Consider the following 23,052-nt stretch of genomic DNA (forward strand, 5'->3'; position numbering starts at 1 on the left):
AAACACGTACATCCAGCGAAGCGCGAACCCCGATGTCCCGGAGGCCATACGGAGCAGGCACCTGATCGGGAGAGGACGTTCCGGACATCATGGGCTGGGTGGGCGGCGCATGACCGTCGATCGCGTGGGCCCGCTCCAGCCGCACGTCCCGCCGGTAGGCTGCCGGCATGGCGTCGCTTCCGGAAGGCATTCGATGACCCCGGCCGGCGATGCTTCCCGTCGACGAGTCCGCGCTTTGCTGGAAGCCGTCGAGCCGTTCGACGAGCGTGAGGAAGCCGATCGCAGGTGGGCGCTCGACTGGGTGGACTCCGGTGCCCCGCTGTTCCGTACCGCCAAACCCGCGACGCCGCCGCGGCACCTTGTCGTCTACACGGTGCTCCTGGACGAGCGGGCCGGCGCTCTGCTGCTCGTCGACCACGCCAAGGCCCGGACGTGGCTGCCGCCCGGCGGGCACGTCGACGACGGTGAGGACCCCCGTGCCGCCGCGGTACGCGAACTGGACGAAGAGTTGGGCATCACCCCGCCGCCCCATCCGCACCTCGGGCCGGGCCCGTTCTTTCTGACGGTCACCGAGACGCGGCCCCCGCACCCGCACACCGATGTGTCGCTGTGGTTCGTCTTCGACGCCGACCAGGCACAGCCGCTCATCCCGGACCTGACGGAGTTCACCCGCACCTGCTGGTTCCTCCTCACCGAACCGCCCGAGCCTCCCGCCGGCTTTGAGCCCTATCTGTCCCGCTTCATGAACAAGTTGGCGACGTTCCCCCGCCGCTCTTCGGCCTGACCCTCCGCCACCGCCTCAGCTGTCGGTGGGCGGGATGATCGCGGGGAGTTCCACGGTGATGCGGATTCCGCCGGTGGGGCGGGGGGTGAGGGTGAGGGTTCCGTCGTGGGCGCGGGTGATGGTTTTGACGATGGTCAGGCCGAGGCCGACGCCTGCGTGGCCGGCGTGTACGCGTTCGGTGCCGCGTTGGAAGGGCTCTGTGAGTGTGGAGACCAGCTGGGGGGTGAGTTGCTTGCCGGTGTTCTCGACGGTGAGCATCACCGACTCGGGGCTGATGGTGGTGTTCACCCAAACGGTGCCGTGTTCGGGCAGGTTGTGGACGATCGCGTTCTGCACGAGGTTCATGGTCAGTTGCAGCAGGAGTGCTGGTGAGCCGAGTGTGGGGGCGATGTCGCCGGAGGTCTCGATGGTGACGCCGTGCTCTTCCGCCAGGGGGAGGAGCGTTTCGGTGGCCTCTTCCGCCAGGAGGGAAAGGTCGACGGGTTCGCGCGCGAAGGAACGCTGGTCGGCGCGGCTGAGCAGGAGCAGCGCCTCGGTCATGTCGATCGCCCGGGTGTTGACGGCGTGGAGGCGGTCGATGACCTCGCCGGTGACGTGGTCCGGATCGGTGCGGGCCACGTCGAGGAGGGCCTTCGAGACCGCCAGCGGCGTGCGCAGCTCGTGGGAGGCGTTGGCCGCGAACCTCCGCTGTTCGGCGACGTGTGCTTCGAGCCGGGCGAGCATCGTGTCGAAGGCGTCGGCGAGTTCGCGGAACTCGTCTTCGCGGCCCGGCAGGCGGATCCGGTGGGAGAGCGATCCGGTCGAGGCCAGACGGGTGGCGCCGGTGATGCGGGTCAGGGGGGCGAGCATCCGGCCGGCGAGGATCCACCCTCCCGCGAGGCCGAACACCAGCAGGAACGCCATCACCACGGCCGCCCTCGGAGCGAAGACGCGCAGGAGGCTGGACCGGATGGGAAAGACCTCCTGCACGGGGACGCCGGTGGAGCCGGGGACGATGAGCGCGCGGTCGGGGACGTAGCGCAGGAGGAACACCCACACCGCCGCGAGCAGCAGGACACCTGCGAACATGAGGAATCCGGCGTAACTGAGGGTGAGCTTGAGGCGGACGCTCAACCCGGGCGGCCTATCCACCTTCGTGCCCGTCCTCCGGCCGCACGTCGATGCGGTAGCCGACGCCCGGCACGGTGGCGATGACCCAGGGTTCGCCGAGACGTTTGCGCAGCGCCGAGACGGTGATGCGCACGGCGTTGGTGAACGGGTCGGCGTTCTCGTCCCACGCGCGGGCCAGGAGCTCTTCGGCGCTGACGACACCGCCTTCGGCGGCGACGAGGACTTCGAGCGCGGCGAACTGCTTCCGGGTGAGCGCGACGTAGCGGCCGTCGCGGTAGACCTCGCGGCGGAACGGGTCCAGCCGCAGGCCCGCGATCTCCCGCACGGGCGGCCTGCTGTGGGCACGCCTGCGGTCGAGCGCTCTGAGCCTGAGGACGAGTTCGCGCAGCTCGAACGGCTTGGTGAGGTAGTCGTCGGCGCCGAGCGCGAACCCGGACGCCTTGTCATCGAGGCGGTCGGCCGCGGTGAGCATGATGATCGGCATGCCGCTGCCGGAGGCGACGACGCGCTCGGCGATCTCGTCACCGGACGGTCCGGGGATGTCGCGGTCGAGGACGGCGATGTCATAGGAGTTGACGCCCAGCAGTTCCCACGCGGTGTCCCCGTCCCCCGCGATGTCCGCCGCGATCGCCTCCAGCCGCAGACCGTCGCGGATGGCCTCGGCCAGGTAGGGCTCGTCCTCGACGATCAGCACGCGCATGACGCCGATGCTACGAGCCGGCGCATATCGCCGACGTATCGAAAACCCCATACGCTCCGGCAACACCCCACCGCCTTGACTGACGGCATGCTTCACATTCCCGTACGCCGACCCCGCCCAGGATCCGAGGATGCGGCGGTGAACGGCGGTGAGCGAGGTCGAACGATCTGGAAGCGCGGCCCGGTCCTCGCGGCGCTGGCGCTGCTGCTGGGCCTGCTCATGCTGCTGCACGCGAGGATCCCGAACCGGATGGGGAACCTCGGCAGCCTGGTGGAGACCTTCCTGCCCTGGTTCGGCCTGTTCATCCCGGCACTGCTGGCCGGAGCGTTCTGGCGCCGCTCCGCTTCCGCGGCGGTCGCCCTGCTGCTGCCGGTCGCGGTGTGGCTGAACCTCTTCGGCGGCCTGCTCGGAGACAGGTCCCACCCGGGCGGCGACCTCACCGTGGCCGGCCACAACGTCGGCGCCGACAACCCCGACCCGACCGGCACGGCCCGCGCCCTGGCCGCCTCCGGCGCGGACGTCCTGGCCCTGCAGGAACTGACCCCGCAGGCCAGGAGCGCATACGAGAAGGAGCTGTCGAAGACATACCCGCACCACACCGTGCAGGGCACGGTCGGGCTGTGGAGCAGGTTCCCGCTGTCGGACACCCGCCCGGTCGACACCGAAATGGACTACGGGCCGTTGGCGGCCACCAAGCCGGCCGCCGTGAAGCTGGCCTACAACCGGGCGCTGCGCACCACGGTGGCCACGGACCGGGGCCCGCTGGCGGTGTACGTGGCCCACCTGGGATCCGCACGAGTGAATCCCAGGTCGGGCTTCTGGACGGTCCACCGCGACAGAGGCGCGCAGGCGCTCGGCAGGGCCGTCGCCGCCGAGCAGAACGAGCGAGTGGTCCTGCTCGGCGACCTGAACGGCACCCTGGACGACCGCGCGTTCGCCACCCTCACCTCGCGGCTGCACTCGGCACAGGAAACAGCCGGGAACGGCTTCGGCTTCAGCTGGCCCGCGAAGTTCCCGATGGTACGGATCGACCAGATCCTGGTCAGAGGCGTGAAGCCGGAGAACGCCCGACTGCTGCCGCCCACCGGCAGCGACCACCTGCCGGTGGCAGCCGGAATCACCTGGTGAGTGCCGGGGGCTCCAGGTTGTAGAGCTTGGTGGCGGTGTGTTGGAGGACCTTGCCGATGGTGTCTTCGGGGAGGCCGCCGAGGGCGAGTTCCATGACGTCGCGGGGGCTGGGGGACTCGGAGGCGGGGCCGGGGGAGAGGCTGGTGGCGTGGGGGAAGTCGGTCTCGAACATGAGGTTGTCGCCGAGCTGGTCGATGACGGCGCGGACGGACCGGCGTTCGAACCAGAACATGCCGTAGATCTGGCGCTTCATGTACTCGCTGGGGAGGAGGCGGTCGGGGTGGTCCTTGTGGGCGCCGACGTTCAGCCACTGCCAGTCCATGGTCTCGCTGAAGAACGGGAGCCAGCCGGCGCCGTTCTCGACGGAGACGAACTTCAGGTCGGGGTAGCGGTGGCAGACGCCGGTGAGGACGACCTCGGCGATGTTCTGGGCGTTGCCCAGGAGGACCAGGGAGCTCTCCCGGGTGAAGTCCTCCTTCTTGGACTGGTCGACGGCGCCCTTGAGGTCCTCGTCGGAGGCGAGGAAGCCGACGTGGAAGTTCATGCTGAGGTCCATCTCCTGGGCCTGGCCCAGGAGCGGCTCCCAGTAGTCGTCGGCGAGGCGGGGGAGGCCGACCTTGTCGTAGCGGGCGGCGAAAAGGACGCCCTTGTGGCCCATCTCGTAGGCGCGCTTCATCTCGGCGACGGACTCGTCGATGTCCCAGAAGGGGAGCATCATCATGGGGATGAGGCGCTTGGGGTCGGCGGAGCAGAACTCGGTGATCCAGTCGTTGTAGGCCTTCACGCACAGGGTCGCCAGTTCGCGCGGCATCTGGTTGAGGAACCGGTGGCTGTGGAAGCCCACGATGTTCGGATACATCACCTGGTAGTGGACGCCGACTCTGTCGTTGTAGGCCAGGCGCTCCTTGGGGTCGACGGCGGCGGGCAGCGCCTCCGACAGGCGCTTGGGGTGCGACGGGGGGAACTCCGACCAGCCCGCCTGGGCGAAGGCGCCCACGCCGTACAGCTTGCGGTCGCCGATGTACCAGACGTCCTCCTGGCGCCGCTCGTGGAACCTCACGTGCGGGACGAGATCACCCCATTTGGACGTCGGGATGCGGGACGTCCACAGGTCGGCGGGCTCGATGATGTGGGAGTCGACGTCGGCGACCGCGTAGCGCTCGCAGAGAGCGGTCCCGACCGCGTCCTGATCAGCCATGCGCGTGAGCTCCTTCTGCGCCACTAAGAGAGTGTGTGCTTACTTACATTAGGCGCGGGTTCCGTCCGCGCGCAATGGCTCAGCCGCGCGGCTCGGGGACGCCGCGCAGGTGCGGGGCCATCATCAGCGGGGTCACGCTGAGCACGCCCGAGTCCACGGGCAGGACGGCGCCGGTGATCCAGCGAGCCTCGTCGCTCGCCAGGAACGCCGCCGCCCAGCCCACGTCCCAGCCGTCGCCGGACGTGCCCAGCAGGCCCGCCTCGCTGCGCATGGCGTTCATGAACTCCGCGCGGGGACCGGGCGCGGAGACCGACATGACCATCGGCGTGGTGATGTGCCCGGGGGCCACGGCGTTGACGCGGATGCCCTGCCGGCCGTGCGAGTAGGCCATGTCCACCGTCATCGCGACCATCCCGCCCTTGGCCGCCGAGTAGGCGACCGTGCCGTCGCCGCGCAGCGCCGAGATGGAGGAGACGTTGACGATCGACCCGGCGCCCTTGGCCGCCATCACCGGCACCGCGTACTTGGAGGCCAGGAAGGCGGTGCGCAGGTTGACGTCCATGGCGAGGTCCCAGTCCTCCTCGCTGGTGTCCACGACGGTGCCCAGCGCGGCGCGGCCGATGTTGTTCACCAGGATGTCCACGGTCCCGAAGGCGTCCACGGCCGAAGCGACCATCTCCTCGCAGTCCACGGCACGGGTGACGTCGCCGGAGAAGACCTCGGCCCGTCCGCCTTCGGCCTCGATCAGCTTGCGCGTCTCCTCGGCGCGCTCGGCGTGCAGGTCCACGAGCAGGACGCTCGCCCCCTCCCGCGCCAGCACGACCGCCGTCGCCCTCCCCGTCCCGATGCCGGGCCCGGGCGTCGAGCCCGCACCCGTCACGATCGCGACCTTGTCCTCGACCCGCCCTCTGCGCTCCACCATGTCCTCGTCTTCCCTTCCACTCGTGTGAACGTTCCTGCTACCAGCGCGTCAGCAGCGCCGCGCCCGCCTCGATGCCCCCGACGTTCGTCACCGCGGCGACCTCGGCCCCGGCGACCTGCCGGGCCCCCGCCTCGCCGCGCAACTGGCGCACCGCCTCGGCGGTGTGCCCGAAGGCGGCGTGCAGACGGCCTCCCGACAGCTGGCCGCCCCAGGTGTTGAGCGGCAGCTCCCCGCCGAGCGAGATGCGCTTGCCGCCCTCCACGAACGCCCCCGCCTCGCCCGTCCCGCAGAAGCCCATGGCCTCCAGCCACCAGACGGCCTCGATGGTGAAGCCGTCGTAGAGCTGCGCGGTGTCCACGTCACCGGGCCGCAGGTCGGTGCGCGCCCACATCGCCGACGCCGCGCCGTGCCCGACGCGCCCCATGTCCTCCCACTGCTCCCATGACGGACGCCCCTCGACGACCCCGGCCATCGCCTCGACCCGGACGGGCGCCCGCAGGCCGGACGCGGTCTCGGCGGCCGAGACGACGATCGCGGTCGCGCCGTCGGCGGGCACGTCGCAGTCGTACAGGCACATCGGCGTCGAGATCATCCGCGAGGCGAGGTAGTCCTCCACGCTCAGCGGCGTCCGGTAGACGGCGTCGGGGTTGAGCGCGGCGTGCGCCCGCTGCGTCACCGGGATCCACGCGAGCTGCTCGCGGGTGACCCCGTACTCGTGCATGTAGCGGGTGGCGTAAGGGGCGACCTGGCAGACGGGCGACAGCATGCCGACCGGCAGCAGCCAGGCCAGAGGCCCCTCCGCGACGGGCTTGGTCGACCCGTAAGCCGGGCGGCCGCCGGCCCCGCGGGCGGCGCTGCCCTCCTTCACCGTCCGCCAGACGACGGCGTGCCGGGCCTGGCCGGTCGCCACCGCCATGGCGGGCCCGTAGAAGGGCAGCGCCATCCCCTCGTTGACGCCCTGGCGCCAGGTCGTCGTGATCCGCAGCGCGTCCTGGACCTCGTAGAGGTTGCCGTTGGCGTAACCGGGCAGGTTGGCCGCGCCGCCGCCGGGGAACATGGCGAGGCCGTCGATGTCGTCGGGGGTCAGTCCGGCGTCCTCGATCGCGGCGAGGACGGCGTCGAGCGTGAGCTGGAGCCCGGAGCGGTCGATCCGGCGGCCGATCGCGGACTGGCCGACGCCGGAGATCACGACCCGGCGTTCGAAGAGGTCGGTGCTCAAGAGGAGGCCTTCCGTTCAGCGCGCGGCGGTGAAGCTGGGGATGGCGAACCCGCCCGGACCCGGCTCGAAGCCGATCTCCACGGCCATGCCGATGGCCGCCTCCTCGGGCGGGCAGCCCCGCAGCCGTCCGGCCACGCGCACGCCGGGGCGGCCGGGGAACTCCACGAGGACGACGGCGTAGGGCACTTCGAGGCCGGGGAGCCAGCGCTGGTGGTTGACGGTGAGGCTGTAGACCTCGCCGCGGCCGGTGACCTCGGCGAACCCGACGGTCCTGGCCCGGCACGAGCGGCAGATCCCGCGCGGCGGGAACGACTCGGCGCCGCAGGCCGTGCAGTGCTCGACGAGCAGGCGGCCCTCCTTCGCCGCGGTCCAGAACGGCTCGGTCTCCTCGGTGACGGCGGGCGGGATCCCGGTCGTCGCGTCCATGTACGTTCGGCCTCCGATAGGGGAGAATGTCGTTCTCCTAGTACTACATAAAAAAGTGAGCGTTTGCTATCTTCGCGGCAGGGCGGTCCGGAGCAGACCGGGCGCCGGACGGCGGAGGAGACGCGGTGGCAGGCGATCGCATCACCCTCGGAGCGGCGGCGATCCCCGAGCCCGACCGCGACTGGCTGGCGGCGGTCGAGCGGCTGCCGGTCGACTCGGTCTGGCAGGGCGGCCACGTGCTGCCGCCGGGCCCCACCGGCGAGGCGGTCACCCGGCTCGCCCTGCTGACGGCCTGGACCGAGCGGGTGCGGGTGGGCGCCGCGGTCCTGCTCCTGCCGCTCTACCAGCCGGTGCTGGTCGCCAAGCAGCTCGCCGACCTCGACTCCCGCTCCGGCGGCCGGGTCACCGTCGGCGTGGGCGTCGGCGGCGAGTTCCGCCACGAGTTCGAGGCCGTCGGCGTGCCCGTCGGCGAACGCGGCGCCCGCACCGACGAGGGCATGGAGATCCTCCGCAAGCTCTGGCGGGGCGGCCCGGTCGGCCATCACGGCAGGTTCCACTCCTTCGACGGCCTGGAGCTGCACCCCGTCCGCCCGCCGGGAAAAGTAGCGCCCGCGATGCGCCCCGGCGGCCCGCCGCTCGTCGTCTCCGGCCGCAAGGCGCCCGCCATGCGCCGCGCCGCCCGCCTGGGCGACGGCTGGATGCCCTACCTCGTCTCCCCGGCCGCCTACGCCCGCTCCGTGCAGGCCGTCCAGGAGGAGGCGCACACGATCGGCCGGGACCTCGCGGGCTTCGAGTGGATGATGTACCTCTACTGCTCCATCCGCGCCGACGGCGACCGCGCCCGCGAAGACGTCGCCGGATTCCTCGGCTCCGCCTACGGCGACAAGCCCGGCGCCATGCTCGACCGCATCGCCCCCGCCGGCACCCCCGAGGAGGTGGCCGCCCGCCTCCAGGCCTACGTCGACGCGGGCGCCCGGCACATCGTCATCTCCCCGGCCGCCCGCGAGGACACCCTCGAGATCGTCCGGCTCGCCGCCGAAGAGGTGCTCCCGCGCCTGTCCGTCCCCGCCCCGGTGAGGTGATGTCGTGAACGCTCCTTCCGCCGCGCGCCCGTGCGCGGGCCTGTCCGTGGTCGAGGTGGCCGCCGGTGTCAGCGATCTGGGGCTCGGGCTCGCCGGGGGAGTGCCGGGCCTGCTCCTGGCCGACCTCGGCGCCCGCGTGACGCGGGTGGTGGGCACGCGGCCCGCGCCCATCGACGCGGACGTCCCGTGGGGCCGGGCCTGGCACCGCGACAAGCGCATCGTCGCCACCGACGACCGGGACGAGATCCTCGCCCTGCTCCGCGCCGCGGACGTGGCGCTGGTCTACGGGCCGGAAGAACTCGTGGAGCGGCGCGGCCTGGGCTACCGGGACCTGGCGGAGGCGAACCCGGCGCTGGTGTACGCGCGGTGCCGGTCCGGCCGGACGGCCAAGGGCACCACGGCCGACTACGGATTGCTGGTCGAGGCCGCCGCCGGGTTCTGCACCCAGCTCGACGGCCACCGGCCGGGCCCGATCTTCGTCGACGTGCGGGCGCCCGGCGTCGGCGCGGCCTCCCTGCTGTCCGTCTCGGTGCTCGGCCTGCTGCGGCGGCGCGCGCTGACGGGGGAGGGCGGCTGGAGCGAGACCTCCCTGTACGACGGGATGCTCGCCACGCTCGGCTGCATGATCGGCAGGTCGGAGCGCGCCGCCCCCGAGATCGAGGGGTACTGGGAGAAGGGCTCCACCTTCCCCAACTTCCTCTACCGCTGCGCCGACGGCGAGCTGGTCCAGGTGTGGTTCGGCGGCAAGGGCATGTACGCCTCGCTCATCGGAGTGCTCGGCGACGAGCCCAGCGAGAAGGGCTACTACACCGACCAGATGACCGGGAGGCTCGGCGAGCGCGCCCAGCGCTGGGTCTCCCTGTTCGCGAAGAAGCCCCGCGACGTGTGGATCGCCGAGCTCCGGCGGGCCGGGGTGGCGTGCGAACCCGTCCTCGGCCCCGGCGAGGCGCTGGCCGACCCGCACCTGAAGGAGATCGGCCTGGCCGTCGAGCGCGGGCGGGACACCGTCCTCGGCTCGCCCGTCTCGGTCACCGCCCTCACCGGCGAACGGCCCGCCGGACGCCGCACGACCGGCGGCGGACGGGGCCTGCTCTCCGGGCTGCGGGTCGCGGACTTCTCGGCGTTCGTGGCGGGCCCGCTCGCCGCCGAGGTCCTCGCCGACCTCGGCGCGGACGTCGTCAAAGTGGAGCCGCCCGAAGGCGAGGCGATGCGGGCCGCCGCCTACGCCGTCGCCGCGTGCCAGCGCGGCAAGCGCAGCCTGGCCCTCGACATCGGCGCGCCCGAGGCGCGGAGGGCCGTGGAGAAGCTGCTGGCCTGGGCCGACGTCGTGGTGCACAACTTCCGGGTCGGCGTGGCCGAACGCCTCGGCATCGGCGCGGAGGACGTAGCCCGGCTCAACCCGGGCGCGGTGTACTGCCACGCCAGCGCCTTCGGCGACACCGGCCCCCGCGCCCGCTTCCCCGGCAACGACGCGCTCATGCAGGCCGTCACCGGATTCGAGCGCGCCATCGGCGGCGAAGGCAACGAACCGATCGCCGCCACCTGGATCCCCGTCGACATGGCGGGCGGCTGGGTGGCCGCCGCGGGCGTCCTGGCCGGACTGTACGCGCGCGCCGCGGACGGCGGCGGACGCCGCGTGGTGACGAGCCTGCTCGGTGCCGGAATGCTCACGCACAGCGGCGTCTTCACCCGCGACGGCGCACTCGTGCCCGGCCCCTCGCTCGATGCGAGGCAGACGGGCTACGGACCGGGCTACCGCATCTACGAAGGAGGCGACGGCGCCTGGTTCGCCCTGGTCATCCCGGACGCGGAAGGCTGGCGCCGGCTGGCCTCAGAGATCGGCGGGCTCCCGGAGACCTACGCCCCGCTACGCGGCGGAGCCGCCGACACCGCCGCCCGCGAAGCGGAAGCCGTCCTGGAAGCGGCCTTCGCCGCAGAGCCCGCAGCCGTATGGACCACCCGCCTGCGCGACCTCGGCCTGCTCGCCGAACCGATCGAGGCCCTGAACCGCGACGGGTTCCGCCGCGCCGTCCTCGACGACCCGGTGAACCGCCGGATCGGCCGCGTCGTCACCTATGAGACCGCTGACTGGGGCCGCTTCGAGCAGATCGGCCCCCTCCTGCGCTACGGCCCCGGACCGGCGGAGGGCCCAGAACTGACACTCCCGCGCGTGGGCGAGCACACCACGGAGGTCCTCGCCGAACTGGGCCTGTCCCACGGGGAGATCGACGCACTCCTGGCGGCCAAGGTCGCCCGGCGACTGGACGAGGAGCGCACGTGAGCACCGGAACGACGAAGGACGCGGCCGGGCTGGTCCGCGAGATGAACCGCCGCTTCACCGCCGGGGACCTCGACGGCGCCTTCGCGCTGCTGCATCCGGACTTCCGCATCCAGCAGCCCGCCTCATTCCCGCACGGCGGCTGGCACGCCGGCCGTGCGGGCATGACCGGGATGGGCGCGATCTTCGCCCGCCACTGGGACCGCGTGATCACCGACCCGCGCGTCCTGGACTGCGGCGAGCGGGCCGTCCAGGTCACCACCCAGACCTGGACGGCCAAGGCCACGGGCCGCGCGGCGACCTGCGACGTCGTCGAGCTGTTCACCGCCGCCGACGGCCTCATCCTGGAGATCCGGGTGTTCCAGCAGGACACCCACGCCCTGCTGGCCACCCTCGCCGAGCCCGGCTGACGGCTGCGAGGCCGGCCCGGTCCCGCCTTGACAGGGGGCACGGCCCGGGGGAAAACTAATAAATGGGCGTTCACTTACTTATAGGGGACCGGGGCCAGGAGCACCTGGCGGGCCGTCCGGAAGGGTGCGCGGCGATGGAGTACCAGCTGATCGATGCCGACGGGCACTACTACGAGCCCGACGACTGCTTCACCCGGCACATCGAGGCGCGGTTCAAGGCGGAGACGGTGCGCGTCGAGCGCCGCCCCGGCGACGACCTGGGCCGGATCTTCCTGCGCGGCGGCCGCACGTTCATGAGCGTGATGCCCGGCGACTACGCCTCGGCGCCCGGCGCGCTGGAAGGGCTGTTCGTGGGCGGCGTCGCCGACGGGTTCACCCACCGCGAGGTCATCAACGCCAAGGACCACCCGGAGTTCACCGAGCGCGGCGCCCGCCTGGCGCTCATGGACGAGCAGGGCGTCGAGGCGTCCCTCCTGCTCCCCACCATGGGCGTGGCGGTCGAGAACGACATGCGCGACGACGTCGAGCTGACGTACGCGAGCCTGCGCGCGTTCAACCGCTGGCTGGAGGAGGACTGGGGCTACGGGGACGACGGCCGGATCTTCGCCGTGCCGATGCTCTCGCTCCTGGACCCCGGCCACGCCATGACCGAGCTGCTGCGGGTGATCGGCGCGGGCGCGCGCCTGGTCCACCTGTGCCCCGGCCCCACCGGCGGCAGGTCGCCCGCCGACCCCGTCTTCGACCCGTTCTGGGACACCGTCTCCGAGGCCGGGATCCCGGTCGTCTTCCACACCTCCAACAGCGGATACCAGCACTTCTACGGCAAGCTGTGGTCGGAGGACCCGGCCAACCCCTCGCACAAGCAGTCGCCCCTGCAGTGGGCGCTGTGCAACACCGAGCGCCCGCTGGTGGACACGCTCACCGCGCTGACCCTGCACAACCTCTTCGGCCGCCACCCCAAGGTCCGGGTCCTCTCCATCGAGAACGGGTCGAACTGGCTGAGGCACCTGATGAAGACCGTCGACAAGGCGGCCGCGCTCGGCCGCCGCGGCCCGATGATCGGCGGGAGGCTCCCGGACCGCCCCAGCGAGGCGCTGGCCGAGCACCTGTGGATCTGCCCGTTCCCCGAGGACGACGTCCACGATCTCCTCGGGCTCCTCGGCGACGAGCACGTCCTGTTCGGCTCGGACTACCCCCACCCCGAGGGCCTGCGGGAGCCGCGCGACTACATCCCCCGCCTGGACGGCTGCCCGCCGGAGGTCGCGCGCAAGGTGCTGCGCGGCAACACCGCAGGGCTGCTCGGCCTGCGCGACCACGCACCGGTGGGTGCCTGAGATGAAAGTGGCCATCGCCTACGAGGCGGGCCGCCCGCCCGTGGTGGAGGACCTGCCGGTCCCCGACGTCGGCCCCCGCGACGTGCTCGTGCGGATCGCCGCGAGCGGCATCTGCCACACCGACCTCAACGTGCTCGAAGGCGCGTCGGCGCTGCCGCTGCCGATCGCGCTGGGCCACGAGGGCTGCGGGACGGTCGAGGAGGTCGGCGCCGAGGTGCGCCGCGTCGGGGTCGGGGACCGCGTCCTGGCGTCGGTGGCTCCGGCCTGCGGGACCTGCTGGCAGTGCGTCAACGGCATGTCCAACCAGTGCGAGCTCAACCCGCTGGTGAAGGCGGCGCCGCGCTTCACCCTCCCCGACGGCAGGAGCGCCGCCGCGGTCTGCGGCTGCGGGTCGTTCGCCGAGGCGATGGTCGTCCACGAGGCGTCGGTCGTCCCCGTCGAGACCGACCTGCCCGACGAGCAGCTCGCCCTCCTGGGCTGCGGCGTCACCACGGGCCTGGGCGCCGTCCTCAACACCGCCGCCGTCGCCCCGGGCTCCAGCGTCGCGGTGGTCGGCTGCGGCGGCGTCGGACAGTCGGCGGTCCAGGGCGCCCGCATCGCCGGGGCCGCGGTCATCATCGCCGTCGACCCCGCGCCGGGGCGGCGGGAGGCCGCCCTCCGGGCCGGTGCCACCCACGCCGTCGACCCCGCCGAAGGCGATCCCGTGGCGCGGGTGCGGGAGCTGACCGGCGGCCGGGGCGCCGACTACACGTTCGAGGCGGTCGGCCGTCCCGAGCTCATGGTCCAGGCCTTCGACATGGCGCGCGGCCACGGGACGGTGACACTGGTCGGCATGCCCCCGGTCGGCTCGTCCCTGACGCTCCCCGCGATCCAGGCGGTGTTCTCGGGCAAGCGGCTGGCCGGGTCCGCGCTCGGCGGCGCCCAGATCCTGCGCGACTTCCCGAGGTTCATCCGCCTGGCCGAGTCCGGGCGGCTGGATCTGGGCTCGATGGTCTCCCAGCGCGTCAAGCTCGACGAGATCGCGCACGGCATCGACCTCGTGGCCCGCGCCGAGGGCGTCCGCACCGTCATCATCTGAGAAGAGGCACCATGCCGGATTCCGACCTGCCCGACGCGCTGCGCGCGTTCCGCCTCGACGGCCGGGTGGCCGTGGTGACCGGAGCCTCCTCGGGCCTGGGCGAGGCGCTCGCCCGCGCCCTGGCCTCGGCGGGGGCGCGCGTCGCTCTGGTGGCCCGCCGCCGCGACCGCCTGGCCGAGCTCGCCGAGCAGATCGGCGGGCTGGCGGTCGGCTGCGACCTGCTCGACGCCGCCCAGGTGGACGAGGTGGTGCCCGCCGTCGCCGCGGAGCTGGGCGGCCCGGAGATCCTGGTGAACGCCGCGGGCATGATCTTCAGCCGCGAGCGGGCCGAGCACGAGTCGCCCGAGGACATCCGCCGCACCCTCGACCTCAACCTGGTCGCCCCGTTCCGCCTGGCCCAGGCCGCCTTCCCGCACATGGCCGCCGCCGGGCGCGGTTCGGTCGTCAACGTCTCCTCCATCAGCGGGCACGTCGGCGTCCCCGGCATTCCGCAGGCCTCCTACGCCGCGGCCAAGCTCGGGCTGTCCGGGCTCACCTCGGAGCTGGCCGTCCAGTGGGCGCGCCACTCCATCCGGGTGAACACGCTGGCCCCCGGCTTCTTCCGCAGCGAGATCACCGACGGGATGTACGAGGACGAGCGCTCCCTGGCCTGGCTGCGCCGCAACACGCCGCTGCCCGCCCACGGCGTTCCCGAGGACTTCGCGGGCGCCGTCCTGTGGCTCGCCGGCGACGCGGGCCGCTACGTGACGGGCCAGACGATCGTGGTCGACGGCGGCTGGACCGCCCGCTGAGGCGGCCTCAGATCCGGGTGCCCCGGGCGGCCTGGATGGCCTGGCGGGTGCCGGCGGAGGAGGCGTTCACGACGCCGTCGTCGAAGTGGTCGAGCAGCAGCCGCTGGGTCGCGGCGAGGTGGGAGCGGTACACCCGCTCGGCCTCGTCGGCGTGCCCGGCCTCGATCTCGGCCAGGATCCGCCGGTGGGTGCGCACGGCGCTCTCGGCCTCGGCGGGGGAGGGGTACTCCCCGCGCCGGGTGAGGACCTCGGCCCAGGACTCCTCCTGCGCCGACCACAGGGCGACGAGGCTGCTCACCATGTAGCGGACGGTGGCGTTCGGGGTGAACGAGACGAGGAGGTCGTGGAACTCCCGGGCGACGCGGGTGAAGGCGACGCCGTCCGCGAGGAGCGCGGCGGAGGCCTCGACGTTGGCGGCGAGCGCGGGCACGACCGCCTCGAGCCGGTCCTCCCGGCGCGCGCACTCGGCGGCGCACAGCGGCTCCAGCGTCCGCAGGCCCTCGGCGAGGTCGCGCAGCGTGACGCGGCCGCCCTGCAGGACGAGCCCCAGGTGGTAGGCGGCCGACGCCTCGTCGGGGCGGTGCGCCTCGGCGCCGCCGACGCTGCCGCGCCGCACGGTCACCAGTCCCTCGGTCTCCAGGATCCGCAGCGCCTCCCGGATGGAGGGGTAGCTGACGCCGAACTCCTGCACCAGCTGCTCCTGGGTGGGCAGGTGGTAGCCGTCGTCGCCGGCGAGGATGCGGGCGCGCAGTTCGGCGGCGACGGTCTCGGCGATCCGGCGCTGGGGGACGCGGTGGGTGCGGGCGGGGGTCACTCGGTCGGCTTCCTCTGGGGCTCGGGGCGCATGCGCGGATTCTACCCGTAGGTTTTATCTATTCCAAGGATTGAAATCCTTATAAGGATTACTTACCTTCTCCCCATGGACTTCACGATGGGCGCGGCCGCCACGGAGCTCCGCGGCGAACTGCGCGGACTGGTGGCGCGGCACATCCCCCCGGACTACCTGGGGGCGTTCACCGACGACCCGGCCGACCTGGAGACCGCGCAGGGGTTCTGCCGGATCCTGGCCGAACGGGGCCTGCTCTGCCTGGCCTGGCCCGAGGAGTACGGCGGGCGCGGCGCCTCGGTCTGGGAGCAGACCGCCGTCCGCGAGGAGATGTGGGCGGCGCACGAGCCGCGCGGCGCCCAGTACATGGGCGTCAACTGGGTCGGGCCGACGATCATGCGGCACGGCACCGGCGAGCAGCGGCGCAGGCACCTCCCGCCGATCGCGCGCGGCGAGGTGATCTGGTGCCAGGGCTTCAGCGAGCCCGACGCCGGCTCGGACCTGGCCTCGCTGCGCACGGCCGCCCGGCGCGACGGCGACGGCTGGCTCGTCTCCGGCCAGAAGGTGTGGACCTCCTACGCCACCATGGCCCAGTGGTGCTTCCTGCTGGCGCGCACCTCCCGCGGCGAGCGCAGGCAGCAGGGGCTGACCATCTTCCTCGTGCCGATGGGCGACCCGGCGATCGAGGTGCGCCCCATCCGCTGCCTGATGGGCCCCCACCACCTCAACGAGGTCTTCTTCAACGACCTGCGGGTCACCGAGGCCGACGTCCTCGGCACGGTGGACGAGGGTTGGAAGGTCGTCCAGGAGGTCCTGGCGTTCGAGCGCGTGGGCATCGCGCGCTACGCCCGCTGCGAGCAGCTCCTCCAGGCCGCGCCGGAAGTGCTGGGCGGCGCCTGGGACGACCTGCCCGCGGAGCTGCGCGTCCGGTGGGCGCGGATGCTGGTGCACTCCCGCCGCGCCAGGCTGCTCGCCTACCGGGTGGTGGCGCTGCAGAACGAGGGCAGGGTGACGCCGGGAGACGCAGCGGCGTACCGGATCGCGGTCACCCGGCTCGACCAGGAGAGCGCCGAGGTGCTCATGGACATCGCCGCCTTCGCCGCCCGGGAGGGCGAGCGGGCCCGCCGGTTCCGCGCCGAGGTGGCGGACCACTGGCGCTACTCGCACGCCTCGACCGTCGCCTCGGGGAGCATCGACGTCCAGCGCATCCTGCTGGCCCGCGCACTGCTGGGAGCGAAGTGAACATCGACCTGAGTCCGGAGGCCGCCGCATACGGGCGGGAAGCGCTGCGGGCGCTGGAGGCCGCGGGCGGCGACCGGCTCGTCCAGCGGGCCGAGGAGGCGCCCTGGAGCCGGGAGAAGGTCCTGGCCCCCGTCCTGGGCGAGCTCGGCGCGTGGGAGCTCGAGCCCCGCGAGGACCCCGACGACCTGGAGGCCGCGGCCGCGCTGTGCCGGAGCGCCGGCCACTGGGCGATCGCCTATCCGGTGGCCGAACGCCTCGCCCGCACCGCCGCCCTGGAGGCCGACGGCCTGCTGGTCGTCGACGACACCGCTCCCGAGGCCGCGGTGGCCGGGCTCGGCCTGCGCTGGGCGGCGGTGACACCGGACGGGCGGCGCGGCGAGGCCGTCGCCCGGCCGCCGGACGCGCCGCCCCGCACGTCGGCCTTCGTCACCGGGCTCGACCTGCGGACGGTCGACGAGAACGGCGCGCGGGACGTGGCGCTCGGCCTGGTCCTGCCCTGCTGGACGCTCCTGGGCATGCTCGACCGGGCGATCGCCCTCACCCGCGAGCACGTGCTCGTCCGGCACCAGTTCGGCAAGCCGCTCGCCGCTCAGCAGGGCGTGCAGTTCCAGCTGACCGACGCCGAGGTCGAGCGCGGCGGCGTGGAGATGCTCGCCAAGTACGCGCTGTGGAGCATCCAGGCCGGTCTCCCCGAGGCGCTCGACGACGCGCTCGCCCTGCGGCTGGCGGCCGTCGAGGCGGCTGAGACCGTCTTCCGCACCGCCCACCTGCTGCACGGAGCCGCCGGCTTCTGCGACGAGACGACCATCTCCTGGGTCTCCCGCTACAGCCAGCCGCTGCGGCGGCTGCCCTGGAGCGTGTCCGGCACCCGCGACAGGCTGGTCCGGCGGGTCGGACGGCGCGGCCTGACCGGGCTGTTCCAGAACGCGGAGGCGACGGCGTGAAGTACGACGACCTGCCCGAAGAGCTCACCATCGAGGCCGACGGCCCGGTCCGCACCGTCCTCATCAACCGGCCCGCGGAGCTCAACGCCGTCAACCGGCCGCTGCACTGGGCGCTGGCCAACGTCTGGCAGCGCCTGTCCCAGGACCGCGAGGCCAAGGTCGTCGTCGTCACCGGCGCGGGCCGGGCGTTCAGCGCGGGCGGCGACCTGGGCTGGATCACCTCCTTCCTCGACGACCCGGTCGCCCGCGACGAGAGCCTGCGCGAGGGCGCGCAGATCATCGAGGAGATGCTCCGCTTCCCGCTGCCGGTGATCGCCGCCGTCAACGGCCCGGCGGTGGGCCTCGGCTGCAGCCTGGCGGTGCTCTGCGACGTCGTACTGATGTCCGAGACCGCGCACCTGGCCGACCCGCACGTCAGCGTGGGCCTGGTGGCGGGGGACGGAGGCGCGGCGTTCTGGCCGCTGCTCACCCCGATCCTGCGGTCCCGCGAATACCTCTACACCGGCGCGCGCATCCCCGCGGCCACCGCCGTCGAGCTGGGCCTGGCCTCCCGTACCGTCCCGCCGGAGGAACTGCTCGACCAGGCGTACGCCCTGGCGCGGAGGTTCGCCGCGCAGCCCGCCGAAGCGCTCCAGAGCACGAAACGGGTGACCAACATGTACCTGTCGCAGGCGCTGAGCGGCGCGATGCAGGCCGGCTTCGCGGCCGAGGCCGTCACCATGCGCTCCGCCGAGCACCGCGAGCGGCTGCTGGCCCTGGCGAAGAGGGCGCAGCGATGACGGCGTCCCTCGACCTCCCGGATTTCCGCGCCCACGTGCGCGACTGGTGCCGGACGCACATCCCGGAGGACTGGCGCGGAGCGCAGACGGGCGTTTCGGACGCGGAGTTCGTCGCCTTCCAGAAGGAGTGGTTCCAGGAGCTGCGCCGCGCGGGCTTCGCGGTCCCGCACTGGCCCGCCGCATGGGGCGGCGGGATGCCCGTCGCACGGCAGGTCGTGCTCTACCAGGAGCTCGCCGCCCACGACGCGCCACGGCTGGTCCTGGCCTTCGTCTCGATCCACCACGCCGCGTCCACGCTGCTGGCCGCGGGCACCGAGGAGCAGCGCAAGCGGCACCTCCCGGCGATCCTCGACGGGGAGATCTGGGTCCAGGGCTTCTCCGAGCCCGACGCCGGATCCGACCTCGCGGCGCTGCGCACGACCGCCCGCCGCGAAGGCGACACCTACGTCGTCAACGGGCAGAAGCTGTGGGCGAGCGGCGCCGCGCACGCCGACTGGTGCCTACTGCTGGCCCGCACCGACCCCGGCGCACCCAAGCGGCGCGGCATCTCCTACTTCCTCATGGACATGCGGACGCCCGGCGTCGACGTGCGGCCCATCCGCCAGGCGACGGGCGAGTCGCACTTCTGCGAGATCTTCCTGGACGACGCCGTCATCCCGGCGGAGTGCCTCGTCGGACCCGAGAACGACGGCTGGCGGGTGGCCCAGGAGACGCTGGGCGCCGAACGCGGCATGACGATGCTGGAGCTGGCCGAGCGGCTCGGCAACGCCGGCTTCGGCTGGCTGGTGGAGCTGTGCGGCAGACCTGGCCCGGGCGGCGCGGCCCCTCTCGACGACGCGCGGGTGCAGGACCGGCTGGCGGGGCTGGAGACCGAGCTCACCGGCCTGCGCGCGCTGTGCGCGGAACTGGTGGAGAACGACCGCCCGGGCCCCGCCGACGCCTCGATCGTGAAGCTGTACTACAGCGAGCTGCTCCAGCGGATGACGGACTTCGGCACCGAGGTCGCGGGGCTCGCCGCGCACACCGAGCTGCGCAAGCCGCTGTCGAGCGGATGGGAGTCGGGGGCCTGGGTCCTGGACTTCATCGGCTCGTGGGAGTGGACGATCCCGGGCGGGAGCAGCGAGATCCAGCGCTCCATCATCGGGGAGCGCGGTCTCGGCCTCCCCCGCGAACCGAAGGGGAACCGATGACCGCCGAGACCGCCGGCTTCACCGAGCTCCACGAGGAGCTGCGCGAGGTGGCCCGCGACCTGCTCGGCAGGACCGCCGCCGAGGCCGCGCCCGACTGGCGGGCGATCGCCGGCTCGGGGTGGCTCGGCCTCGAGGCCCCGGAGCCGCTGGACGGCGCGGGCGCGACCTTCGCCGAGGTCGCGCTCGTCCTCCGGGAGATGGGACGAGCGGCGGCTCGCGGCCCGTACCCGGCGGTCGCGGTCCTGGGCGTGGGGGCGCTCGGCCTGCTGGAGTCCTCACCCGGCCGGGACCTCCTGTTCCGGGAGACCGTGGCGGGCACCGCCGTACCGGCGGTGGCGCTGGAAGGAGAGGCCGTCGAGGGCGTGCCGTTCCGCATCGGGCGGACCGCGCGCGGTCCGCTCCTGTACGGGACGGCGGCCTTCGTGCGCGATGCGCCCGGCGCCGACCGGCTCCTCCTGCCGGCCCTCGATCCCGATGGCACACCCGTGGTGGTGGAGGCCGCACCGGACGCCCCCGGGCTGGAGGTCGCCGAGCAGCCGGTCGTCGACGAGACGCGCCGGTTCGGCCTCGTCACCGCGCACGGCGTCGAGGCGCGGCCGGACGCGGTACGGCGCTTCCGCGGCGATCCGAAGGCGGCCGTGCGGCGGCTGCACGAGCGGGCCGCCGTCGCCGTGGCCTGCGACAGCCTCGGATTGAGCGAGGCCATGCTGGAGGCGACCGTCGCCTACGCCGGGGTGCGGGAGCAGTTCGGCCGGGCGATCGGCTCCTTCCAGGCGGTCAAGCACGCGTGCGCCGACATGTTCGTGCAGGTGAAGGTGGCCGGGAAGCTCGTCGACGGCGCCGTGCGCGTCCAGGCCGAGGGGCGGGACGACGGGGGAGTCGCGGCGGCCATGGCCAAGTCCTACGCCTGCGCGGCCGCGGTGGAGGTCGCGGGCAAGGCGATGCAGCTGCACGGGGGCATGGGCTACACGTGGGAGAGCGGCGTCCACGTCCATCTGAAGCGCGCGGTGCTCAACCGCGCGCTGTCCGGTTCGCCCGCGGCGCATCGCGGGCGGCTGGCCGAGCGGTATCCGCCCCTGGCGCGGGAGCGGGCCGACGCCTAAACTAGTATGTGAGCGTTCGCTTTCTTATCCCCGCGCCGGCTTCCGGCTCGCCGGCAGGAGCAGTTGGGAGTCTCCGCATGGCGTTCACCTGGTTCATCTCCGTCGACGACCACCTCATCGAGCCCGCCGGGCTGTGGCAGGACAGGCTGCCCGCGCGATGGCGCGACACCGGGCCCCGGATCGTGCGGGAGGGGAGCTCGGAGTTCTGGGTATACGAGGACCGCCAGATCGTCACCACCGGCCTCAACGCCGTGGCGGGCAAGCGGAGGGAGGAGTTCTCGCCCGAGCCCATCACCTACGACGAGATGCGGCCCGGCTGCTACGACCCCGCCGCCCGGGTGGCGGACATGGACCAGGGGAACGTGCTGGCCTCGATGCTCTTCCCGTCCTTCCCCCGCTACTGCGGCCAGGTCTTCCACGAGGCCAGGGACAAGGAGCTCGCGCTGCTGTGCGTGCGCGCCTGGAACGACTTCATCCTGGAGGACTTCGCCGCGGCCTACCCGGGCCGGTTCATCCCGATGATGATCATCCCGCTCTGGGACCCGGCCGCCGCCGCCGCGGAGATCGAGCGGACCGCCGCCCTGGGCGCCAAGTCGATCGCCTTCTCGGAGAACCCGACCAAGCTCGGGCTGCCCTCCATCCACAGCGGCGCGTGGGACCCGGTCTGGCGGGCCTGCGACGAGACCGGCATGGTCGTGTCGATGCACGTGGGCTCCTCGTCCAACCTGCTGCGCACCTCCGACGACATGCCGACGCTGGCGTTCATGGCCTACTCGGCGGCGGTCAACCAGGCGGGCACCCTGCTGGACTGGCTGTTCAGCGGCATCTTCCCCCGCTTCGCCAACCTCAAGATCGCCCTGTCGGAGGGCTCGATCGGCTGGATCCCCTACTTCCTGGAGCGGGCCGAGCAGGTCGTCGACAAGCAGAAGTACTGGGCGTCGCGCTTCGACATCAACATGAACGCCGCGCACGACCGGGGCGAGGCCAAGGGCGCGGCCGGCTTCGACCTGGACACCGACATCCGGCGATTGTTCAAGGACCACGTGTACGGCACGTTCATCGAGGACCAGGCGGGCCTGCGGCTGCTGGACGTCATCGGCGAGGACAACGTGATGCTCGAGTGCGACTACCCGCACTCCGACTCCACCTGGCCCGACACCATCGAGATGGCCAACAAGTGGCTGGGCCACCTGCCCGAGGACGTCCAGCACAAGATCACGGTCGGCAACGCGGCGCGGGTGTACGACTTCACCCCGGCCGACCCGGCCACGATCAAGTCCTCCTGACGGGCGCTCCGGGGGAGACGCCTCGGCCCGCCGCCCTCGACGGGCGGGGGCCCGATGCCGTGCGGGCGGGTTCAGCGCACGGTGATGGCGCGCTCCGGGCAGTTGAGCGCCGCCCTGCGCGCGATCTCCTCGGCCCCGGCGGGGACCTCGGCGGTCAGGACCAGCCCGTGGCCCCCCTCGTCGAGGTCGAACACCTCGGGGGCGATCTCCCAGCAGCGGGCGTGTCCCTGGCAGCGGTCCGGGTCGACGGTGGCTTTCAACGGGTCCTCCTTGCGGCGGGGTGGTTTCAGAAGGTGGCGGAGAGGGCCCACGGGCCCTCGGGGAAGGGGCGGCCGAGCAGCTCCATGCTGTAGGAGATGCGCCCGGTCACCGCGCCGGGGCTGGCGCCGCACAGCACGAGCGCGGCGTCGGCCATGGCGCTGTCGTCCTCGACGGGGGTGTTCTCGGGGGTGTGGGGGGAGACCACGGCGACGCCCGGCGTCATCACCAGCCCGGACGTGCCGAGGGCGTTGACGCTCACCCCCGTGCCGTGCACCTCCGCGGCGAGCCCGGTCGTGAGGCGGTCGAGCGCCGCCTTGCACATCCCGTACGGCACGCAGCCGTCGGACGCCCAGTCGGGGTAGGGCGGTCCCACCGGGTGCCGCGCCTGCTTGGAGGTGATGTTGAGGATCCAGCCCCGGCCGCGCCCCACCATCCCCGGCACCGCGAGCTGGCACAGCCGGAACGGGGCGTGGACCATCATCTGGAACATCAGCGCGTAGCGGCGGGGCCGGATGTCCAGGGCGGGCCCGTAGAAGTTGACGCCGGCGTTGTTCACCAGGGTGTCGACCGGGCCGAGCAGCTCCTCGGCCCGGGCCACGACCGTCTCGACCTGCTCGGGCGCGGTGAGGTCGGCGGGCACCGCCTCGACCCGGCCGCCACGGGCCCGGATGCCCTCCATCACCTCCTCCAGGGAGCCGGGCAGCGCGGACGAGCCCCGCGTGACCGTCCGCGCCACCAGGGCGATCGCCGCCCCCTCGGCCGCCATGCGTTCGGCGATGTACCTTCCGATGCCGCGGCTCGCGCCGGTGACGATGGCCACTCGGCCGTCCATCGATCCCACAGAGAGCTCCTGAGATGAACCGGAGGCTGGACCGGCCAGCCTGGCAAAGTGAATGCATACTCTCTTATTTTCCCAGGCGTCGCGCGTTATTGTAAGTGAGTACCCGCTTTTTTAAGTCCC

23 protein-coding genes are annotated in these 23,052 nt (G+C 72.8%); 14 read left to right on the forward strand and 9 right to left on the reverse strand.

Going from position 1 to position 23,052, the window contains the following annotated elements; genetic code table 11:
- Positions 1-109 precede the first annotated feature (109 nt).
- Positions 110-784: an NUDIX domain-containing protein gene (locus tag ABD140_RS13700; protein ID WP_344240593.1), complete on the forward strand. Its 675-nt coding sequence runs from the start codon at positions 110-112 to the stop codon at positions 782-784.
- A gap of 15 nt (positions 785-799) precedes the next feature.
- On the opposite strand, the gene ABD140_RS13705 is transcribed toward ABD140_RS13700, so the two are convergent.
- Both ABD140_RS13705 and ABD140_RS13710 read right to left on the reverse strand, forming a co-directional pair.
- Complete coding sequence (locus ABD140_RS13705; protein ID WP_425544111.1) at positions 800-1,915, reverse strand: sensor histidine kinase; 1,116 nt, start codon at positions 1,913-1,915, stop codon at positions 800-802.
- Entirely contained in the window at positions 1,908-2,594 is a 687-nt protein-coding gene (locus ABD140_RS13710) for a response regulator transcription factor (RefSeq protein WP_344240597.1), read from the reverse strand. Before ABD140_RS13710 ends, ABD140_RS13705 begins: the two co-directional genes overlap by 8 nt.
- Before the next feature lie 138 nt (positions 2,595-2,732).
- Between ABD140_RS13710 and ABD140_RS13715 the strand changes: the two genes are divergently transcribed.
- On the forward strand, positions 2,733-3,722 hold the full coding sequence (locus tag ABD140_RS13715; RefSeq protein ID WP_344240599.1) for an endonuclease/exonuclease/phosphatase family protein: 990 nt from the start codon (positions 2,733-2,735) through the stop codon (positions 3,720-3,722).
- On the opposite strand, the gene ABD140_RS13720 is transcribed toward ABD140_RS13715, so the two are convergent.
- The 4 genes from ABD140_RS13720 to ABD140_RS13735 form a co-directional block, all read right to left on the reverse strand.
- The gene (locus tag ABD140_RS13720) at positions 3,712-4,920 is read right to left on the reverse strand and encodes an amidohydrolase family protein (RefSeq protein ID WP_344240601.1); all 1,209 of its coding nucleotides are present in this window, start codon (positions 4,918-4,920) and stop codon (positions 3,712-3,714) included. The genes ABD140_RS13715 and ABD140_RS13720 overlap by 11 nt on opposite strands.
- Positions 4,921-4,999: 79 nt before the next feature.
- On the reverse strand, positions 5,000-5,842 hold the full coding sequence (locus tag ABD140_RS13725; protein ID WP_344240603.1) for an SDR family NAD(P)-dependent oxidoreductase: 843 nt from the start codon (positions 5,840-5,842) through the stop codon (positions 5,000-5,002).
- 37 nt (positions 5,843-5,879) lie between these two features.
- Positions 5,880-7,061, reverse strand: a complete 1,182-nt coding sequence (locus ABD140_RS13730; RefSeq protein ID WP_344240605.1) for a thiolase family protein — start codon at positions 7,059-7,061, stop codon at positions 5,880-5,882.
- A 15-nt stretch (positions 7,062-7,076) separates the two neighbouring features.
- Positions 7,077-7,487, reverse strand: coding sequence for a Zn-ribbon domain-containing OB-fold protein (locus tag ABD140_RS13735; protein WP_344240607.1), 411 nt, complete (start codon positions 7,485-7,487; stop codon positions 7,077-7,079).
- Positions 7,488-7,612: 125 nt separating this feature from the next.
- On the opposite strand from ABD140_RS13735, the gene ABD140_RS13740 reads away from it, so the two are divergent.
- The 6 genes from ABD140_RS13740 (at position 7,613) to ABD140_RS13765 (ending at position 14,460) form a co-directional block, all read left to right on the forward strand.
- Positions 7,613-8,569, forward strand: a complete 957-nt coding sequence (locus ABD140_RS13740; protein WP_344240609.1) for an LLM class flavin-dependent oxidoreductase — start codon at positions 7,613-7,615, stop codon at positions 8,567-8,569.
- A 4-nt stretch (positions 8,570-8,573) separates the two neighbouring features.
- The gene (locus ABD140_RS13745; protein WP_344240611.1) at positions 8,574-10,850 is read left to right on the forward strand and encodes a CaiB/BaiF CoA-transferase family protein; all 2,277 of its coding nucleotides are present in this window, start codon (positions 8,574-8,576) and stop codon (positions 10,848-10,850) included.
- Positions 10,847-11,257, forward strand: a complete 411-nt coding sequence (locus tag ABD140_RS13750) for a nuclear transport factor 2 family protein (protein WP_344240613.1) — start codon at positions 10,847-10,849, stop codon at positions 11,255-11,257. Before ABD140_RS13745 ends, ABD140_RS13750 begins: the two co-directional genes overlap by 4 nt.
- Before the next feature lie 134 nt (positions 11,258-11,391).
- Positions 11,392-12,591: an amidohydrolase family protein gene (locus tag ABD140_RS13755; protein ID WP_344240615.1), complete on the forward strand. Its 1,200-nt coding sequence runs from the start codon at positions 11,392-11,394 to the stop codon at positions 12,589-12,591.
- Position 12,592: 1 nt separating this feature from the next.
- Positions 12,593-13,669 (forward strand): Zn-dependent alcohol dehydrogenase, encoded by a 1,077-nt coding sequence (locus ABD140_RS13760; RefSeq protein WP_344240617.1) that lies wholly within the window; start codon positions 12,593-12,595, stop codon positions 13,667-13,669.
- A gap of 11 nt (positions 13,670-13,680) precedes the next feature.
- The gene (locus ABD140_RS13765; protein WP_344240619.1) at positions 13,681-14,460 is read left to right on the forward strand and encodes an SDR family NAD(P)-dependent oxidoreductase; all 780 of its coding nucleotides are present in this window, start codon (positions 13,681-13,683) and stop codon (positions 14,458-14,460) included.
- Between the two features lie 7 nt (positions 14,461-14,467).
- On the opposite strand, the gene ABD140_RS13770 is transcribed toward ABD140_RS13765, so the two are convergent.
- Positions 14,468-15,274 carry a FadR/GntR family transcriptional regulator gene (locus tag ABD140_RS13770; protein ID WP_344240621.1) on the reverse strand — a complete coding sequence of 269 codons (807 nt, stop codon included), beginning with the start codon at positions 15,272-15,274 and terminating at the stop codon, positions 14,468-14,470.
- 105 nt (positions 15,275-15,379) lie between these two features.
- On the opposite strand from ABD140_RS13770, the gene ABD140_RS13775 reads away from it, so the two are divergent.
- The 6 genes from ABD140_RS13775 (at position 15,380) to ABD140_RS13800 (ending at position 21,830) form a co-directional block, all read left to right on the forward strand.
- Positions 15,380-16,528 carry an acyl-CoA dehydrogenase family protein gene (locus ABD140_RS13775; protein ID WP_344240623.1) on the forward strand — a complete coding sequence of 383 codons (1,149 nt, stop codon included), beginning with the start codon at positions 15,380-15,382 and terminating at the stop codon, positions 16,526-16,528.
- Complete coding sequence (locus ABD140_RS13780; RefSeq protein ID WP_344240625.1) at positions 16,525-17,472, forward strand: acyl-CoA dehydrogenase family protein; 948 nt, start codon at positions 16,525-16,527, stop codon at positions 17,470-17,472. The genes ABD140_RS13775 and ABD140_RS13780 overlap by 4 nt, the downstream gene beginning before the upstream one ends.
- Positions 17,469-18,251 carry an enoyl-CoA hydratase/isomerase family protein gene (locus ABD140_RS13785; protein WP_344240627.1) on the forward strand — a complete coding sequence of 261 codons (783 nt, stop codon included), beginning with the start codon at positions 17,469-17,471 and terminating at the stop codon, positions 18,249-18,251. Before ABD140_RS13780 ends, ABD140_RS13785 begins: the two co-directional genes overlap by 4 nt.
- On the forward strand, positions 18,248-19,441 hold the full coding sequence (locus tag ABD140_RS13790; protein ID WP_344240629.1) for an acyl-CoA dehydrogenase family protein: 1,194 nt from the start codon (positions 18,248-18,250) through the stop codon (positions 19,439-19,441). The genes ABD140_RS13785 and ABD140_RS13790 overlap by 4 nt, the downstream gene beginning before the upstream one ends.
- A complete protein-coding gene (locus ABD140_RS13795; RefSeq protein ID WP_344240631.1) occupies positions 19,438-20,544 on the forward strand; it encodes an acyl-CoA dehydrogenase family protein in 1,107 nt (368 codons plus the stop codon). Before ABD140_RS13790 ends, ABD140_RS13795 begins: the two co-directional genes overlap by 4 nt.
- Before the next feature lie 77 nt (positions 20,545-20,621).
- A complete protein-coding gene (locus ABD140_RS13800; protein WP_344240632.1) occupies positions 20,622-21,830 on the forward strand; it encodes an amidohydrolase family protein in 1,209 nt (402 codons plus the stop codon).
- A gap of 71 nt (positions 21,831-21,901) precedes the next feature.
- On the opposite strand, the gene ABD140_RS13805 is transcribed toward ABD140_RS13800, so the two are convergent.
- A complete protein-coding gene (locus ABD140_RS13805; protein WP_344240634.1) occupies positions 21,902-22,090 on the reverse strand; it encodes a ferredoxin in 189 nt (62 codons plus the stop codon).
- A gap of 26 nt (positions 22,091-22,116) precedes the next feature.
- Positions 22,117-22,923 (reverse strand): SDR family NAD(P)-dependent oxidoreductase, encoded by an 807-nt coding sequence (locus tag ABD140_RS13810; protein WP_344240844.1) that lies wholly within the window; start codon positions 22,921-22,923, stop codon positions 22,117-22,119.
- Between the last annotated feature and the right edge of the window lie 129 nt (positions 22,924-23,052).

It is taken from the genome of Actinocorallia libanotica, from assembly GCF_039525175.1.
GTDB lineage: Bacteria > Actinomycetota > Actinomycetes > Streptosporangiales > Streptosporangiaceae > Actinocorallia > Actinocorallia libanotica.

Coding starts and splice junctions, on each gene's coding strand:
- ABD140_RS13700 (WP_344240593.1), top strand. CDS start 110: ATGACCGTCGATCGCGTGGGCCCGCTCCAGCCGCACGTCCCGCCGGTA.
- ABD140_RS13710 (WP_344240597.1), bottom strand. CDS start 2,594: ATGCGCGTGCTGATCGTCGAGGACGAGCCCTACCTGGCCGAGGCCATC.
- ABD140_RS13720 (WP_344240601.1), bottom strand. CDS start 4,920: ATGGCTGATCAGGACGCGGTCGGGACCGCTCTCTGCGAGCGCTACGCG.
- ABD140_RS13725 (WP_344240603.1), bottom strand. CDS start 5,842: ATGGTGGAGCGCAGAGGGCGGGTCGAGGACAAGGTCGCGATCGTGACG.
- ABD140_RS13735 (WP_344240607.1), bottom strand. CDS start 7,487: ATGGACGCGACGACCGGGATCCCGCCCGCCGTCACCGAGGAGACCGAG.
- ABD140_RS13755 (WP_344240615.1), top strand. CDS start 11,392: ATGGAGTACCAGCTGATCGATGCCGACGGGCACTACTACGAGCCCGAC.
- ABD140_RS13760 (WP_344240617.1), top strand. CDS start 12,593: ATGAAAGTGGCCATCGCCTACGAGGCGGGCCGCCCGCCCGTGGTGGAG.
- ABD140_RS13765 (WP_344240619.1), top strand. CDS start 13,681: ATGCCGGATTCCGACCTGCCCGACGCGCTGCGCGCGTTCCGCCTCGAC.
- ABD140_RS13775 (WP_344240623.1), top strand. CDS start 15,380: ATGGACTTCACGATGGGCGCGGCCGCCACGGAGCTCCGCGGCGAACTG.
- ABD140_RS13790 (WP_344240629.1), top strand. CDS start 18,248: ATGACGGCGTCCCTCGACCTCCCGGATTTCCGCGCCCACGTGCGCGAC.
- ABD140_RS13795 (WP_344240631.1), top strand. CDS start 19,438: ATGACCGCCGAGACCGCCGGCTTCACCGAGCTCCACGAGGAGCTGCGC.
- ABD140_RS13800 (WP_344240632.1), top strand. CDS start 20,622: ATGGCGTTCACCTGGTTCATCTCCGTCGACGACCACCTCATCGAGCCC.
- ABD140_RS13810 (WP_344240844.1), bottom strand. CDS start 22,923: ATGGACGGCCGAGTGGCCATCGTCACCGGCGCGAGCCGCGGCATCGGA.